The 15,437-nt window shown below is 44.6% G+C and carries 16 protein-coding genes; 5 read left to right on the top strand and 11 right to left on the bottom strand.

Annotation, left to right across the window (positions count from 1 at the left end; all coding sequences use genetic code 11):
* Window positions 1-7: 7 nt before the first annotated feature.
* The 5 genes from MSG38_RS15225 to MSG38_RS15245 form a co-directional block, all read right to left on the bottom strand.
* Window positions 8-655, bottom strand: coding sequence for a 3-keto-L-gulonate-6-phosphate decarboxylase UlaD (locus tag MSG38_RS15225; protein WP_248402121.1), 648 nt, complete (start codon window positions 653-655; stop codon window positions 8-10).
* The gene (locus MSG38_RS15230) at window positions 648-1,481 is read right to left on the bottom strand and encodes a pyridoxal phosphatase (RefSeq protein ID WP_248402122.1); all 834 of its coding nucleotides are present in this window, start codon (window positions 1,479-1,481) and stop codon (window positions 648-650) included. The genes MSG38_RS15225 and MSG38_RS15230 overlap by 8 nt, the downstream gene beginning before the upstream one ends.
* Before the next feature lie 88 nt (window positions 1,482-1,569).
* Window positions 1,570-2,268: an L-ribulose-5-phosphate 4-epimerase gene (locus tag MSG38_RS15235; RefSeq protein WP_108117665.1), complete on the bottom strand. Its 699-nt coding sequence runs from the start codon at window positions 2,266-2,268 to the stop codon at window positions 1,570-1,572.
* Between the two features lie 9 nt (window positions 2,269-2,277).
* Window positions 2,278-2,745 carry a PTS sugar transporter subunit IIA gene (locus MSG38_RS15240; protein WP_017069724.1) on the bottom strand — a complete coding sequence of 156 codons (468 nt, stop codon included), beginning with the start codon at window positions 2,743-2,745 and terminating at the stop codon, window positions 2,278-2,280.
* Window positions 2,746-2,811: 66 nt separating this feature from the next.
* Complete coding sequence (locus MSG38_RS15245) at window positions 2,812-4,635, bottom strand: PTS ascorbate-specific subunit IIBC (protein WP_248402123.1); 1,824 nt, start codon at window positions 4,633-4,635, stop codon at window positions 2,812-2,814.
* Between the two features lie 339 nt (window positions 4,636-4,974).
* On the opposite strand from MSG38_RS15245, the gene ulaR reads away from it, so the two are divergent.
* From ulaR to MSG38_RS15265, 4 genes are all read left to right on the top strand, one after another.
* A complete protein-coding gene (gene ulaR / locus MSG38_RS15250) occupies window positions 4,975-5,730 on the top strand; it encodes an HTH-type transcriptional regulator UlaR (RefSeq protein ID WP_017064005.1) in 756 nt (251 codons plus the stop codon).
* Between the two features lie 120 nt (window positions 5,731-5,850).
* A complete protein-coding gene (ulaG, locus tag MSG38_RS15255; RefSeq protein ID WP_017060922.1) occupies window positions 5,851-6,918 on the top strand; it encodes an L-ascorbate 6-phosphate lactonase in 1,068 nt (355 codons plus the stop codon).
* A gap of 68 nt (window positions 6,919-6,986) precedes the next feature.
* Window positions 6,987-7,229, top strand: a complete 243-nt coding sequence (locus MSG38_RS15260) for a hypothetical protein (RefSeq protein ID WP_017064006.1) — start codon at window positions 6,987-6,989, stop codon at window positions 7,227-7,229.
* A gap of 204 nt (window positions 7,230-7,433) precedes the next feature.
* Window positions 7,434-7,895 (top strand): hypothetical protein, encoded by a 462-nt coding sequence (locus tag MSG38_RS15265; RefSeq protein WP_248402124.1) that lies wholly within the window; start codon window positions 7,434-7,436, stop codon window positions 7,893-7,895.
* A 43-nt stretch (window positions 7,896-7,938) separates the two neighbouring features.
* Here the strand turns inward: MSG38_RS15265 and MSG38_RS15270 are convergent, their stop codons facing one another.
* From MSG38_RS15270 to MSG38_RS15285, 4 genes are all read right to left on the bottom strand, one after another.
* On the bottom strand, window positions 7,939-10,170 hold the full coding sequence (locus tag MSG38_RS15270) for a hypothetical protein (protein ID WP_248402125.1): 2,232 nt from the start codon (window positions 10,168-10,170) through the stop codon (window positions 7,939-7,941).
* Between the two features lie 431 nt (window positions 10,171-10,601).
* A complete protein-coding gene (locus tag MSG38_RS15275) occupies window positions 10,602-10,940 on the bottom strand; it encodes a Fis family transcriptional regulator (protein WP_248402126.1) in 339 nt (112 codons plus the stop codon).
* A gap of 198 nt (window positions 10,941-11,138) precedes the next feature.
* Entirely contained in the window at window positions 11,139-12,113 is a 975-nt protein-coding gene (locus MSG38_RS15280; protein ID WP_248402127.1) for a Gfo/Idh/MocA family oxidoreductase, read from the bottom strand.
* A gap of 3 nt (window positions 12,114-12,116) precedes the next feature.
* The gene (locus tag MSG38_RS15285; protein WP_248402128.1) at window positions 12,117-12,440 is read right to left on the bottom strand and encodes an antibiotic biosynthesis monooxygenase; all 324 of its coding nucleotides are present in this window, start codon (window positions 12,438-12,440) and stop codon (window positions 12,117-12,119) included.
* A gap of 106 nt (window positions 12,441-12,546) precedes the next feature.
* Between MSG38_RS15285 and MSG38_RS15290 the strand changes: the two genes are divergently transcribed.
* Complete coding sequence (locus MSG38_RS15290; protein WP_248402129.1) at window positions 12,547-13,404, top strand: LysR substrate-binding domain-containing protein; 858 nt, start codon at window positions 12,547-12,549, stop codon at window positions 13,402-13,404.
* A 28-nt stretch (window positions 13,405-13,432) separates the two neighbouring features.
* On the opposite strand, the gene MSG38_RS15295 is transcribed toward MSG38_RS15290, so the two are convergent.
* Window positions 13,433-14,641, bottom strand: coding sequence for a crosslink repair DNA glycosylase YcaQ family protein (locus tag MSG38_RS15295; RefSeq protein WP_248402130.1), 1,209 nt, complete (start codon window positions 14,639-14,641; stop codon window positions 13,433-13,435).
* A 34-nt stretch (window positions 14,642-14,675) separates the two neighbouring features.
* Window positions 14,676-15,323, bottom strand: coding sequence for a DsbA family oxidoreductase (locus MSG38_RS15300; protein ID WP_248402131.1), 648 nt, complete (start codon window positions 15,321-15,323; stop codon window positions 14,676-14,678).
* Window positions 15,324-15,437 lie beyond the last annotated feature (114 nt).

Genomic DNA, 15,437 nt, shown 5'->3' on the forward strand with positions numbered 1-15,437 from the left:
ACGCCTCCTAGTTCCAGTAACGGTCGATCTGAGCTTTTAGCGCTTCTACTGTCTCTTTACCTTTATCGCCTGCAAGTGCGCGGCCTGCGATAAAGGTTTTCGCTTTAATGCCTTCAAATAGGTAAAGGTCTTCAGGCACGATGCCACCTGTGATAGAAAGCTCGATGCCCATTTCAGACAATGCACGCATCTTCACAAGGTCTTCTTCTGTCCAACCCACACCGGCTAATTCAGCGTCACGAGAACGGTGATAGATAGCTTGAGAGATACCTAAATCTACCCATGATTTAGCGTCGTCCATTGTCCAATTGCCGTAAATTTCGATTTGGATTTCACCGTTAAATTCATCAGCGACTTTCTTACATGCACCAATGGTTGCGATGTGTGCAGCAGCAGAAACGGTAATCCAATCAGCGCCCGCTTCGAATGCCATACGAGCCAAAATAGCACCGCCATCTGTTGTTTTCATGTCGCATACAAGGATATGGTCTGGGTGATTCTTACGAAGCGTAGAAACCGCCGTCATCCCTTCTGCAAACGCCAAAATAGTGCCCACTTCAATCACATCAACAAAGCTTTCAACGTTGTTTGCCACTTCAATGGCAGCAGGAAGGTTTGTTTGGTCTAGGGCGATCTGAATCATTGGTTTAGTCATGTTGATATCCTTTAATTTGTTCACGTATTAGACGGGCTAAGCCATCATGGTTGTTATCTGTTGAGCACACGCGTTGAACGTGTGACTTGACGATGTCATCAGCATTGAGCATCGCTACGCCTAACCCGGCGTACTTGAGCATGGATATGTCGTTGTGGTTATCACCGACGGCAATCACGTCATCGGCTTGATAACCCAGTTCTGCGATGTATTCAGCAAGGCGTAGGCCCTTACTGTTACCTTTTGCAGCAAAGTCGATTCGGTTTGACCAAGAACGTTCACCGTTGAAGTTCTCTTCTATCCATGGGTGTTGCATTAAACGGTCTACTGAGTCTTGGCTACCTTCCACCACAAACTTCCAAACGTGTTCGGCTTGCTGAGCCGTTTCAATGAATGATTCCACTTGGTAAATTCGAGGGCGATGTTGCTCTGGTGCCGTTTCTGCCCAACTTTCCAATGCCAACATGTAGGCAAATGGGTTGTAGTGTGAGTACGTCATGGCATGCGTGATGTACATGACCATTTTAAGCTGAAACTCATCTGCCATATCGATGAAGGTCAGCGCTTTGTCTTTATCTATCGAGTTTTGAGTCAGTACCTTTTCAGTTTGATAGTCATAAACATAAGTACCGTTACAGCAGATGATTGGCGTATCTAGCCCCAATTCGTAATAGTAAGGTCGTGCTGCTGTGTGGTGTCGGCCAGTAACAATCACGACGTGACAACTTTGTTTGGCTTCTTGAATCGCCTTTTTTACTTCTGGATGAATCGTGTGATCATCCTTTAACACGGTTCCATCGAGATCTAACGCCAGCACTTTATACATAGATTCCTCTCACTTATTCCCTGAAGTCGGGCCTAATCAATATTGAAGCTACTTCGAATAGAAACGACTTACTTAAACGAAAGCCGATTTACTGTTGGCCGTAATAAGCATTTTCACCGTGCTTACGTAAGTAGTGTTTGTCGGATAGTTCTGGCTGTATTTTGATGCCACTATTCAATGTGCGTGTTGCTAACGCCATTGCCGAAACTTCTTCTAATACCACCGCGTTATGAACCGCATCGTTGGCATCTTTGCCCCAAGAGAACGGCGCATGTCCTGCAACAATCACACTTGGAACGGCCATTGGATCGATGCGACGTTGCTTGAACTCTTCAATGATCACCAAACCAGTGTTTTTTTCGTACTCTTCAGAAATCTCAGAGTGAGACAATCGACGTGTACATGGGATGTCACCATAGAAATAGTCAGCGTGAGTGGTGCCCAAGGCTGGAATATCGATACCCGCTTGCGCCCAAATGGTGGCACTGCGTGAATGCGTGTGAACAATGCCACTCACTTCAGGAAATGCTTTATAAAGCTCTAAGTGCGTTGCGGTATCACTTGAAGGATTAAGTTTCCCTTCAACAATGTTGCCTTCTAGATCGACGACCACCATATCTTCAGCTGTCATATCGCAGTATTCGACACCTGATGGCTTAATCGCTATCACGCCATTAGTACGGTCAAACTCAGAGACATTGCCCCAAGTGAATGTCACCAAACCGTATTTAGGAAGCTGCAAATTGGCTTCTAAGACACGTTGTTTCAATTGGCTATATTTAGACATATCGACTCCTTAAGCCGCTTCCGCTTGCAACAAAGCAGCATCAATTAAACGCGCGACTTCTTCTGGGCTTTTACATGCACGAAGTTTTGAGAAGTCTTCGTCAAATTCAATCAAGTTCGCGACTTGCATCGTCCCTTCGATGTGCTCTTCTGAGTCCTTACCCGCTAGCGTGATCAACACATCAACAGGCTCATCAACACCTTCAAAAGTGATTGGCGTTTCAAGCACGGTTAATGCAAATCCGGTGCGAATAACACCATCTTCAGGGCGACAATGAGGTAGAGCGAACGCATCATGAATACAGATATAAGGGCCTTCTTCGCCAATCGCTTTGGTAATCGCATCGTAGTAACGCTCTTCAGCCACGCCCGCTTTCACCAATGCGTCAGTACCTAGCTTGATCGCCGCTTTCCAGTCGGCTGCTTTTGCATTCAGTAGGATAGAGTTATTCTTGATAAGAGATTCTTTTAAGTTCATGTTATTGCTCACTTATATAATTGTTTTTATTGGCTCAGCAGTGCGACACCACTGAGCCGTTTTTAATTATTTATGGAAGTTGTTCTCGATGATGGAAACAAGTTCGTCGCCGAAAGTTTTCACCATAATCATGTTCTTAACCGCTAACTGTTGCTTACCTTCCGGCAGACCCGTGATCTTCGCTGCAAGAGCAACCGAAGTAACGATGATGTCGAATGAACCAAGGTGTGATTTGTAATCAGTGATGGCGCTGTTAAAGGTCGAGCTTGGGATGCCTTTCTTGTCCAAGTACTCTTTGATTTTCTTAGAGCACATCATTGAAGAACCTTGTCCTGAGCCACAGCACACTAAGACACGAACCGGTTTCTGGTCAGCTGCTGGTGAGATTCGAGTTTCTGATGTTGTAGAAGCAGATGGTGCTTCAGCGGTTGCTGTCGATTGTTGTGGAACCGCGACTTCAACCTCAATGCCTTCAGGCGTTACTGCGGTCATTGTTTCAGCAGCAGCTTCTGCGTCTTCTTCAGCTCGTAGTTGCTTAGAAGCGAAGAACATGTAAACACCAGCCAGAGCCAAAATCACAAAGAAGAACATGCTAGAGCTAGAGATACCTTGCATGATTGGCGGGAACACAAGTGCCCAGTCAGCCATACCCATCCAGCCGTTAAACTCAGTACCAGATTGAGCAAAGATATGAATTGCCCAAGCCGAACCAACCACTTCGATGATGCCCATCACGAAACAGATCTTCATCACCGCTTTCCAACCACCAAAGTGGTTAGCAAACACACCAATAGTTGCGTTCGAGAAGAACATTGGGATAAAGCCAGGAATGATCATGATTGGTGCGTCAAACGCTAGCATTGCAAGAACAGCGGTGAATTGACCCACTGCGCCCCACATGAAACCAAATACCATTGCGTTAGGAGAGTAGGCGTAAATAGCCGCACAATCGATTGCTAAAACAGCGTTAGGAATAAGGCGTTGAGAAATACCGTTAAATGCCTCGGACAGTTCCGCAACGAACATGCGAACACCAGTAACGATGACTTGAATGGCAACAGCGAATTTCAAACCAGTTTCAAAAATGTAGATGAACCAGTGCGTTTTACCTGCCATGTCCTGAAGGTTATCAAGACCAAATGAAAGAAGGATGATGCCGAAGAACGCAGTCATTACAAGTGTGGTCGCTGCAATGCTGTCGTGGAAAATGTGTAACCATTTAGGCAGTTTGATGTGGTCAACACTGTCATTCTTGTCACCAAGTTTCGGTGCAACTTTGGTCGCAACCCATGACGCAAACTGTTGCTGGTGACCAATTGAGAAACCCGCACCGCCAGTCACTTCTTGAGTCGGCTTGAACATGATGTTTGAGGAGATACCCCAGTACAACGCCATCAATATTGCTGAATAAATAATGGTTTCCCACATACCTGCACCAAGCACGAAGTAGAAAACAGCAATGAGGCCAGCTTGCTGGAACATGATATGCCCAGTTAGCATGATGGTTCTGATACCCGTAATACGTCGGAAGGCAACAAGTAGAATGTTTAGCCCAAGAGCCAGTAATACTGCATACCCAACCCAAGAGTAATTGTCGCCCATGGTTTCCATGGTGGACATCATGGAGGTGTAAGGGTCAATTACCGATCCCGTTAATCCATGTATTTCACTCATTTTTTCAATAACCGGTTTAAAACCCGCTACCAATGTTCCTGCACCTACCTGCACTATCATGAAACCAACGATGGTTTTAATAGAGCCGGAGATAACAGTTGTTGCGTCACGTTTTAGAAGGATGTAGCCGAGACAAGTAACAAGACCGAGTAGCAACGGTGCTTTGGTCATTACCTGACTGTAAAAAATATAGAAAATATCGTATAAGAATTCCATATCTTTACCCCTGATTGATTTTTAATTTTAATGATTTATAGGATGTGATGATTCTAGTTTTGCTCACGAACTAGACTTTACCAATCAAAAGTAATCATTCAATGCTCACTTGTGATTACTTTGATTTATATCAATTAACCATACTTAGAATGTGCTTAATTGAGCTTTAGATCACACGTCAAAATAATAAATACAACAAAATCAACAACTTATAAAACATTGTGATTAAGATCTGGTTTTTATAGCGATGTGGTTTGACAATCATGATGGTGATTATTAGAATCAAAACAAATCAAAAGTAATCATTAAATTGTCACAACGACAAAAAGAGTGATAAATATGAATGAAGTACAAAGACATAACGGCATCTTGTCGCTATTAGAAGATATGCAGACAATCAACGTCTCTCATATTATTGATAAATTTAGCGTTTCTCCTGCTACTGCTAGACGCGATATCGCTAAGTTAGATGAAGTTGGCCGACTTAGAAAAATTAGAAATGGTGCGGAACGAGTAGAAACTCAGAAGAGAAAGTGGTCACCACTGAATATCAACAGCACTGAGTTCTATGAAGAGAAATCAGAGATTGCTCAAGCAGCTGCAGGGCTTTGTCAGGCTGGCGATACAGTCGTGATCAACTGTGGTTCGACGGCCTTTCTACTCGGTCAGCAATTATGTGGCGATGACGTTCAAATCGTAACGAACTACTTTCCACTCGCAAGCTACTTGATCAACGAAGATCATGACGATGTCATCATCATTGGTGGTCAATACAACAAAGCGCAGAACATCTTTCTAAACCCTGCCCCTAATTCATTAGGCGGCTATGCGGGAAACTGGATGTTCACCTCAGGTAAAGGCTTAACGGATGCCGGGCTGTACAAGGCCGACATGTTAACGGCCGTAGCCGAACAACAAATGCTCGAACAGGTCGATAAGCTTGTCGTCGTGGTCGATAGTTCAAAAGTTGGACAACGTACCGGAATGCTCTTTTGCAGCACCAAGCAAATAGACATCGTCATCACCGGTAAAGACGCCAATCCCGAAGTCGTAAAACTGATTGAAGCTCAAGGGACGCAAGTCATCCTAGTTTAAATCGCAGGGCTGACTAGCCCACCAATAATAATAAATTTAGCTCAGTGCCTTAATCCAAATTAAGGCGCTCGGCTCCCTACATCCAAAATTAATCAAATTATTGAAATAAAAGGTATTATCATGAGCAATGTAAACGAAATCACTCGCGAGTCTTGGATCCTAAATACATTCCCTGAGTGGGGCACATGGTTAAATGAAGAGATAGAGCAAACTGTTGTTCAACCAGGTACGTTTTCTATGTGGTGGCTTGGCTGTACAGGTATTTGGCTAAAATCAGAAGAGGGTGCAAACCTATCAATGGACTTCTGGTGTGGTACTGGTAAAAAAACACAAGCCGTTCAAAAAATGAAAAACCAGCACCAAATGATGCGTATGGGCGGTGTGGAAGCACTTCAACCAAACCTACGTACTGCGATCTTCCCATTGGACCCTTTCGCTATCAAAGAGATCGATGCAGTTATGGCGTCTCATGACCACGGCGACCACATTGATATCAACGTTGCAGCGGCAGTTCTACAAAACTGCGGCGACCACGTTAAATTCATTGGCCCTAAAGCGTGTGTTGATTTATGGATGAAATGGGGTGTACCAGAAGATCGTTGTGTTATCGCGAAAGTTGGTGACGAAATTAAGATCAAAGACGTCAACATTAAGGTTCTTGATGCATTCGACCGTACTGCTCTAGTGACACTTCCTGAAGGAACATCTTCCCTAGACAAGGAAATTCTAGACGGAATGGACGACCGTGCAGTGAACTACCTAGTAGAAACAACAGGCGGTTCAGTTTACCACTCTGGTGATTCTCACTACTCAAACTACTACGCTAAACACGGTAATGACCACAAGATCGACGTTGCACTGCTTTCTTACGGTGAGAACCCACGTGGCGTAACAGACAAAATGACATCTTCAGACATTCTTCGTGCTGCTGAGTCTTTGAACTGTGAAGTAGTTGTTCCGTTCCACCACGACATTTGGGCTAACTTCCAAAATGACCCGCGTGAAATCGAAATGCTGTGGAACATGAAGAAAGAACGTCTTCAATACGGCTTCGCACCTTTCTTCTGGCAAGTTGGTGGTAAATACACATACCCAACAGATAAAGGCCGCATGCACTACCAGCACTTCCGTGGCTTTGCAGACATCTTCACAAATGACCCAGAACTGCCATACCGCGCATTCTTGTAAACATTAAGAAAAGCACTAACTAGGGAGCAATGCGCTCCCTTTTTTTATCATCGAATAAGGATGTTGATATGGTATTACGTGAGTTCAAAAAGCATTTCAGTCGTGGCGACCTGAAAGCAGCAATTGGTGTCGTGTCCCCTGGAGCTAATGGTTATTACTTAATGGTAAAAAGTCATAAGTGGGGAGTAAACAGCTTTCTTGAATCCGACAGAAAAATGCAACCCAGGGTATTCAAGACTCAACAAGCTTTGTTGAACGCCGCTAAAGCGATCGGTTTTTCCTACCACTCGATTGATATCCAACATTTATAATCAAGATGGTCAGATATTGGGTTGATTAGGTTATCGGTGTCGCTTCGTAAAACAACCCAACATTCAGAGCCTGAATGCCACAACTCCAAAACCATCTATTTATCTACTCGACAAAAATAATTCTTACAATTAAGCGTTTATATTCATTAATAATATTGGCGGCGGGCGGCATAATAGCCGCGAATCCATTCAAAGAGTTAGGTTATGTTCTACAAGCGTCTTTTGGTATTGGCTTTACCGCTTACTTTTGTGTTTCCCACCCATGCTGAAACGTTTGGTGAGCGAATGGCGCGCATCGAACAAGAGAATGTACTGGCGAAAACCATGAGTGAAGAACAAGTAGAATTGATACAAAAAGTCGTACAGACCAACCACTGCGCTAAAGTGGCGTTAACTCATCACCAACGTATTTTGGGTCAATATAAGGTTGAGACATCTTCTTCTGAGTTATTCGTAAAATGGCGTCAACTCGGTAAGCAGTTAGACGCTCAATACGAGACGGATTACCCCGGCTACCCTAAGCACGCTTTTCAAGAATATCCTGCGGCGTCAGGCAAAGTCGATGGCTACCTTTTTGCTCTAATCGACAATGGTTTAAACGAGCAATCGTGGATCGCCAAAGAGTTCAAACAGTGTAAAAAGAATAAGCTCATATCCCGAACCTAAATTCTAGTCTGCTCTGGTTCGAGAGTACTCACTCGCATTGATTCTAATAAAGTAAGAAAAGCCCTTCATAACCGCCAATTTCTATTTCACTCACATACTCACCAACGTTACCGTTAGCATCAACAGGTTTCATTGGAACATCCAGCGCGATGGTGAGTTTTGCCGCGTCATAAAAGCTCGGATTCTTACCGTGGAAATCCGTGCGATACAACACACGACCATTGCTGAACTCTCTCGCTAACACCATGTCCTCAGGACCACCAGCAACCACCTGATTTTCAGATTGATATATAAAGTACGTGAACGTCGGTAGAACGTGAGTCATGCCATTGGGCAGATCAGCATGCACCATTTCGTTCATCGAGGCATCGCCAACGATGGTGTAGTCAGCGGGCTGAGGTGTCGTTGTCGATAGCATCAAAGGAATCGGCTCGAAGCCTTGTGGGATTTGATGACTCGGCTCTCCCAAATCAACGGCCAATAACGAACTTGGTTGGTAGGCGATATTTTTAGGGACACCACTTTGCCAGAAAGTGTCAGCCGTCGTATTGCCACTTCCATAGACGTAACCATTGTTCCACTGATTAAAGTAGCTATGTTGAGCGTGTCGATTGAGGTGGTAGATCGCTAGGGTCGAGTATTGGTCTTGCTTCCAATTCTCTTCACTATTTCCAATATACTGAACTCGCCCATAACGCGTTGTCGCCTGAAAAATAACACTTTGCCCATTGTAGGCGAGCGCAGAGTTATCCCAGAATTTAGAGATTCCCGAGTAACCACTAAACCCAGTAGATGGAAAAATGTAGTGCTCTCGTAAATACAGAGATCCCGCCTCGCTAAGATGAGACTGTCCATTTCGACCCAGTAAGTTCGCCGTTCCGATGTTCAATCCAATCGACGCATCACTTTCTAAAGCAGATAGATTTTTCAGAAACGCTGAAAATTGTTGTTTATAGAGATCATCCGCTTGATTCGAATCCGCAACTGCTCCTAACTCTTGAACATGCCCGCCAGAATGAACATAGAACTGGTTCGAACCAATGAGTTTATTTGTGTCGTCGTTATACGCACCATTCAAACCTTGGCTTGCCCAGCTTTGCTTGTAGTAGCGATGAATAGCAGATAGATAATCCGCGTTTGCGACGTTCGTTAGCGACCAAGATGAGTTAGCGCTCCACATTCGACCAAATGGCACCACTCTTGATTCCCAACGAAAACGCGCTGTCGCGTTCTTATTGGTTCGATTTCGATACTCGCTTGGCGACAAATAATTATCGCCATCTAGGTCTGCAGACACATCAAAGCCGCGGATTTTTCGCCATTGGCTTATAGCATTGCCGTCCGGCGTTGTAATCGGAGCGTCGGTTAACTTGACGGTTGGAAAACTGTTTTTCAGTTTTACTTCTTTTAAACGCGGCCTGTCGTCGGCGTTCTCACTTTGCCAACGAACTCTCACAACGTATAAGCGCCCACCATCTCTCAAAAAGGTGGAGCCAAAATACTGGCCGCCGCCATAACTCGCACCACTGCCATCATGAGTCGTGGCTCTTACCCAGTTATCCGGAAGGTTCCAGATCACCGATTGGTTTTTGGTCATATTGAGCGTTTTGTCTTTCTTTACATCGAGCCTTTCCCACTGTGAAACCCTTCCGTGATAATCAATAGCCGTTGGGTATTCAATCCAGAATTCGCCGTTGCCAGCAAACTGTGAGAATTTAAAGGTCAGCCGTTCGAACTGCTCAGCATGATAGACATACAAAGCCCCACCCTGTTCGAAATTCTCAAACACATCGGCATCCCACGGAGGCTCTTGATACAGCCAAAAGCCAGCATGGTCTTCACTGGCTGTATAACCCAAGAGCATAGGTTTTCGGTTTAAAAGGGTCTTTTCGCCGTGAGTTTTATTAACTTCGGCAATGACAGTATCTTCAGAAAAGTGCAGGAAATAGTCTTCGAAATTGAGGCCTTCTAACTCAGCTTGGTTACGGAGATCGTTCTCCAACCAACCCGAGTTCATCGCCATGACTTGGTTGTACATATAACCAATTGTCGTAGCCCGCTCATTGTCGGCTTTGTCGGCATAAGCTCCGAACACAATATCACTGTTGGAAATTTCCCAATCAATGACGGCATTCGCAGATAGTGGGGAGCCCGAAAGATCGACACCCGCTTCATGTTGCCCTGGCAGCACAACTGCTGTACCAACAGCAAAAGCGTAGCCAGCGATTAAACATGACGGTATGAGTGCGAGCAGCCCAGAAATGTAGGTTTTCATGATTCAAATTTCCTAATCGATACTGTCATGCCTTAAATCGCAAGACGAAAAGTCAGCCAACTTACGTGTCAATTTAGGAATCAAAATACGAAAAAAGTATCGACTACATGGCAGCATTGTTCAAGTGCTCGTCTGTCTTGTTTCATCGGTGGCAAGTAAAACGAGCAAATGCCGATTCAAAATCAATGCATTAAGGAAAAGATAAATTTTTATGATTTTAATTTTATTTGGAAACCAAGTTTATCCGGCTAACGAGAAATCAGCTCAGATTTTCTCAAAATGAGAATAATACGGTTTGGAAGATGGGAAGTTATCAGAGCCTAGAACTCAGAGCATGACTTGGATTTGCTGTATCGAATCTCAGTTTGAGCGCCACAATGTTGAAACTCAATTTGGATAGGCTGTCTAAACAAGAACGATGACAACGCTCCTTAAAGCCTCTTGTTCCACTTCCCTTGATGGTCACGATCGCAGTTTTCTTGCGTATCGTAGCTCACATACTTATCGATATTCTTCAGTTGAATTCCAACTTGATTGAACGCTTGTTGAATAGCCCCTGAGACACTTTGCTTGCCTTCACCACTTAAGAAGTTCGTTCTATCCTGATTGGTATCGAATACACAGACAATTTTCAAACTTTGCGGAAAAGAGGAGAAGTTGACCGAGTGAGTCACCCACAAAAAACCATCGAAGCCTTTCAGCGTGTCTTCACAAACGTCAGTTAACACGTCTCTGATTTGATTCTCGATTTTCTTATCTGATTTACGCATGCGGTAAAGGTCCTATTTAACACCTTAAGAAATAAGGTTTTTCGGTCAGTTTAGTACTACCTGATATTGGACACTGTGGCGGTTTCAAATGCAAAGTATTTATCGGGAGATTCGACTAGAAGATATAGAGGAAACGCCTCATGTTTGATCGCTTACGAGGCAATCAAACATGAGGCGAATATAGAATTTACGAAGATGTTAGCTCGCCGCTTGTTCCCAATCAGTTAATAACTTCATGATCACGCGAGAGTCTTGGTGGGTTGCCATTGGCGCAGCAAGTTGTGTGTCACCTTGCTCAACCGCTTGGCGGATATTACGCACTTGATAATGGAAACCATCGCCTTGCGCTTCGACTTTCACTTCACGTGTCGACGTCTCATAGACCTCTACCGTAAACGTGTTTTCTGCCGTCGGTAACCAAGGGTTAGTATCTAACGTAATGCAGCCTTTGCTACCTAGAATAGTAAAACCATGCTTTAAGCCGTGGTCTTCAGCAGTATGGATTTGCGCGGTAAAGCGGTCATTGAAACGCATCATCGCCGACGATTCACAGATATTGCCATCTTGGCCTCGTCGACCGATTGCTGATATCTGCACATCATCGAACACACTCTCACCAAATTGCTGCTGCGCGACAGAGTGAATCAGCGACATTGGGTAGCAGCCAAGGTTGTACAGCGCGCCTTTACTTGCAGGGTTCACGAACTGATCAATCGCCGCAACGTAGGAACCTTGGATTGAGCGCACTTCGCCAATCTCACCGGTTGCTAATTCTTGATGAAGCTTGGCGATAAGTGGATGGTTTAGATACATCAAACCTTCTGCAAAGAATACGCCCGCTTCTTTCACGGCTTGTAAAGCTTGCTCGGTTTTTTCCATATCTACCGACAGAGACTTCTCACACAAGATCGCTTTGCCTTTTTGAGCCGCTTTAATCACATACTCATGATGGACATGGTTTGGCAGAGCAATGTAGATAATGTCGACCGACTCATCTTCAATCAAGGCTTCATAGCTGTTGAAGGTTCGTGTTGGTTGGTATTGAGCAGCAAACTCGTTAAGTGTTTTTTCAGTACGACCAGCAACGGCATACAACTCGCTTTGAGCATCGCCTTTAATCGCATCCGCCATTACGCCTGAGATAAAGCTGGTTCCTAGGATTCCCCATTTCATGGCTCAAATCTCCTGCTCTTGTGTTTTGATAGGTCCACGTTGCGTTTCAAATGCTTGCACTAATTCCGTAATATCACGCTCAATAAACGCTTGGGTATGAGGCATCACAAAGTGCTGATTGATCGCCTCGCGGTTTACATATTGCTCAAGCAGAATCACACGATCGCTTTGGCTTTGATCATAGGTTGCAATCGCTTGTAGGCAGCCTGGCTCGCTTTGCATGTCTAAACAAAACTGTTCGATAGCTTCGATCGCAACAGATCGCTCTATGTTAGTTTTGATCTTAAGTTCGGCAGTAACAAAGATGGTTTCGTTCATTTGAGGCATTTCACGCTCTTATTTTAGTTAATTATCGGTTTGCCATTAATATAATTAACCCCTAATAATTGATAAACTCACCTTTTGTTTATTATTTATCAACCAAGAGTGTTCAATGGATAAGTTAACCAGCATGAAAGTCTTCGTCTACGTGGTGGAACAAGGCAGCTTTCGTAGCGCCGCAAACCACTTCAACCTGTCGGCGACCATGATCAGTAAGCATATCCATTCCTTAGAAACCAGTCTGAACTCTCAGCTGATCCACCGCACCACGCGTAAGCAATCGTTAACCGACTCAGGGCAGCTTTACTATCGTGAGTGTAAGCGAATTCTCGAAGACATCAGCAATGCAGAGAACCTGATTCAAACCTTGGAAAATCAACCGCAAGGCACGGTAAAAATTAACTGCCCTGTCACCTATGGGAACAAGGTACTTGCCCCTATCGTGGCTAAATTTCTCGCACATCACCCAACCATCAACGTTGAGCTGATGTTGAATAATGACCTTGTCGACCCTTATTCATCCGACATTGACCTGATTGTGCGAATTGGCGACCTGTCCGATTCAAGCTTGGTCGCAAGGTATTTAGGGGATTATGAGATGTGTTATTGCGCGGCGCCCGATTACCTTAACCAACATGCTCAGATCAGAGTATTAGAAGACTTGGCACAACACCCATCGCTTGGGTTCAGTTACAGCAGCCAAGCCCCTCACGCCACTCCGAATAAAGAACGTGTACGCTTGATGTCGAATAATGGTGATGTGTTGCGATATGCCGCCCTACAAGGTGTGGGCGTGTTGTTACAGCCGACTATCTTAGTCGCAGAAGAGATTGATCGTGGAGCGTTATTGGAAATTCTACCCGGTATGGCGCCGTTGCCTAAGCCGATTCACTTACTCTACAAAACCAAACAACTGTCGTTGAAGAACCGAATCTTTGTCGAGTTTTTATTAGCCGCTCTTTCTGAGTAACTAAGCGCTTTCTAAACAACCAAGACCGCTAGACTGTTTGCCAATGGCTCATCAAGCGCTTGCCAAGATCGGAAGGTGTGGTGTTATGGACGATCATCTCATCACATTGGTTAAACGCCATGAAGTGTTTAAGTTCTTCGCATAAGGCATGAATCAATGACTCATGAGTTTTAACGCTGCCTTCAACAACCAAGTTACGAATATTGAGTAAACGGGTCTTCCTGTCGACCTTGCAATCCATTCGCGCCACCAGCTTACCTTGCCACAGAATCGGCAAACTAAAGTAACCAAACTGACGCTTGGCCTCTGGAACATAGCATTCTAGGAGGTAGTCAAAGTTGAACAATGATTGCATTCGCTTTCGTTGAATCAGCAGATTATCAAACGGAGACAGTATCTTTAGCTTCGTTCTGGAAAGGGGCAGATTCAGCAGATCAAAAGCACCTGGCAGGACATAGTAATCAGAGCCTTGAATATCTACTTTCAGAACCTGCTTATCTTCAAGCATCTGTTGGAGTGCTTTCTGAATCAAAGGCTTTGTGTTCTTGAGTAGGTAACTCATTTCCGACGCTATTCCAACTCCGTTAGCCTCTAAATAACGTGTTATCAGATGCTCGATGTACTCTTGTTCTGTCGGCTCAGAGGTATCAATGCCACTCGGAAAAACTCGCTCGGTAAGGTCATACACCTTATGAAAGTTTACTCGACTTGGCACCATTAAGTCGCCTTGCATGAATAAGGTTTCTAGTGCTTGCTTGGCCGGTTTACCGCCCCACCCGCCGGGGTTTGGCCTATCCCCTTCAAAGTCTTTCGCCATCAACGGCCCTTCATTCTCAATTCGCTTGAGAACATGAGCCATCAGTGCGTCGTCTTTTTTATACCAATGCTTGAGCTTACCGCTCGCAAAACCATTCTTGCGATGTAGGCTGAAGCGGTAATCACGCATGGGTAAATAAGCGGCGGCATGCGACCAATACTCAAACACCTCTCGACGCTCTAACAACTTATCAAGATGGTTAAGTTGGTAGTCTTGATTGCGATTCCACAACGTATGATGGTGGGCTCGCTGAATCACGGAAATGGTATCAATTTGCACATAGCCAAGGTTTTCAATCGCAGACAACGTGTTCGCCAAAGCGCCACTATTACGTTGCTTCTTAGGTGGCAACTTCTTAGGAGGCAGCTTTTGCGAAAGCAATACCAGTTTTTGCGCTTGAGCGAGTGACAGTGATTCCATGAAATTCAGACTCTAATTGATAGCAATGATCCGTTTATGATTCAGCAATAAGCTCTTGAAGAATCTGCTTGTAGGTTTCTACCGTCTGCGCGCCCGTTACTGCACTCTTACGGTTGAACACCACAGTAGGAACCGCAGAGATCCCCATGCGTTGCCATTCAAACTCTTGCGCTTCAATTTGCTTCAAGTTGTCGGTGTTCTTTAGGCGCTTCAGTGCCTTCGTTGAGTTTAGCCCAACCGCTTCAAGCTCTTGTGCCATGACTTCAAGGTCAGACAGGTCTTTCTGCTCTGTGAAGTGAGCAGTAAAAAAGCGTAGCTTTAACTCAGTCTGTTTACCGTGCGCTAGAGCAAAATCGAGCAGCACATGTAAGTGGCGTGAATTCACCATTCTCATGCTGTCATAGAAATTGAAATCGAACCCAACCGCTTGGCCACGAGCCGCAAGCTGTTCACGTGAACGTTGGCTCTCTTCTGCGCTAGAACCGTATTTTCTCATGATATGGTCACGCAGGTTTTCGCCCTCTTGCGGCATATCAGGATTAAGCTCAAACGGCTGCCATTCAAGTTCAATCTGTTGTTCTAAGCCAAGTTCCGCAACGGCTTGCTCTAGATTTTTGTAGCCGACCACGCACCAAGGGCACATCACGTCAGAAATAATATCAAGTTGAAGTTTCTTGCTCATCGTCATTCCAAATATCGTTATTAAGGCGTATTCAATTCAAAGTGAATACCCATCTTTCTGATTAGATTACAACAAGCTGAACACTCGTTCAAATTTAACTCAATACAACAGCAG

Origin of the sequence: Vibrio sp. 1CM24A (assembly GCF_023161725.1) — a bacterium.
GTDB classification, from domain to species: Bacteria; Pseudomonadota; Gammaproteobacteria; order Enterobacterales; family Vibrionaceae; genus Vibrio; species Vibrio coralliirubri.

What these genes read in the sequence shown, in the direction of transcription:
- MSG38_RS15240 (WP_017069724.1), bottom strand. Translation starts at nt 2,745, where the DNA reads ATGAACTTAAAAGAATCTCTTATCAAGAATAACTCTATCCTACTGAAT.
- MSG38_RS15235 (WP_108117665.1), bottom strand. Translation starts at nt 2,268, where the DNA reads ATGTCTAAATATAGCCAATTGAAACAACGTGTCTTAGAAGCCAATTTG.
- MSG38_RS15265 (WP_248402124.1), top strand. Translation starts at nt 7,434, where the DNA reads ATGTTCTACAAGCGTCTTTTGGTATTGGCTTTACCGCTTACTTTTGTG.
- MSG38_RS15280 (WP_248402127.1), bottom strand. Translation starts at nt 12,113, where the DNA reads ATGAAATGGGGAATCCTAGGAACCAGCTTTATCTCAGGCGTAATGGCG.
- MSG38_RS15270 (WP_248402125.1), bottom strand. Translation starts at nt 10,170, where the DNA reads ATGAAAACCTACATTTCTGGGCTGCTCGCACTCATACCGTCATGTTTA.
- MSG38_RS15285 (WP_248402128.1), bottom strand. Translation starts at nt 12,440, where the DNA reads ATGCCTCAAATGAACGAAACCATCTTTGTTACTGCCGAACTTAAGATC.
- MSG38_RS15290 (WP_248402129.1), top strand. Translation starts at nt 12,547, where the DNA reads ATGGATAAGTTAACCAGCATGAAAGTCTTCGTCTACGTGGTGGAACAA.
- MSG38_RS15225 (WP_248402121.1), bottom strand. Translation starts at nt 655, where the DNA reads ATGACTAAACCAATGATTCAGATCGCCCTAGACCAAACAAACCTTCCT.
- ulaG (WP_017060922.1), top strand. Translation starts at nt 5,851, where the DNA reads ATGAGCAATGTAAACGAAATCACTCGCGAGTCTTGGATCCTAAATACA.
- MSG38_RS15245 (WP_248402123.1), bottom strand. Translation starts at nt 4,635, where the DNA reads ATGGAATTCTTATACGATATTTTCTATATTTTTTACAGTCAGGTAATG.
- ulaR (WP_017064005.1), top strand. Translation starts at nt 4,975, where the DNA reads ATGAATGAAGTACAAAGACATAACGGCATCTTGTCGCTATTAGAAGAT.
- MSG38_RS15275 (WP_248402126.1), bottom strand. Translation starts at nt 10,940, where the DNA reads ATGCGTAAATCAGATAAGAAAATCGAGAATCAAATCAGAGACGTGTTA.
- MSG38_RS15260 (WP_017064006.1), top strand. Translation starts at nt 6,987, where the DNA reads ATGGTATTACGTGAGTTCAAAAAGCATTTCAGTCGTGGCGACCTGAAA.
- MSG38_RS15295 (WP_248402130.1), bottom strand. Translation starts at nt 14,641, where the DNA reads ATGGAATCACTGTCACTCGCTCAAGCGCAAAAACTGGTATTGCTTTCG.
- MSG38_RS15300 (WP_248402131.1), bottom strand. Translation starts at nt 15,323, where the DNA reads ATGAGCAAGAAACTTCAACTTGATATTATTTCTGACGTGATGTGCCCT.
- MSG38_RS15230 (WP_248402122.1), bottom strand. Translation starts at nt 1,481, where the DNA reads ATGTATAAAGTGCTGGCGTTAGATCTCGATGGAACCGTGTTAAAGGAT.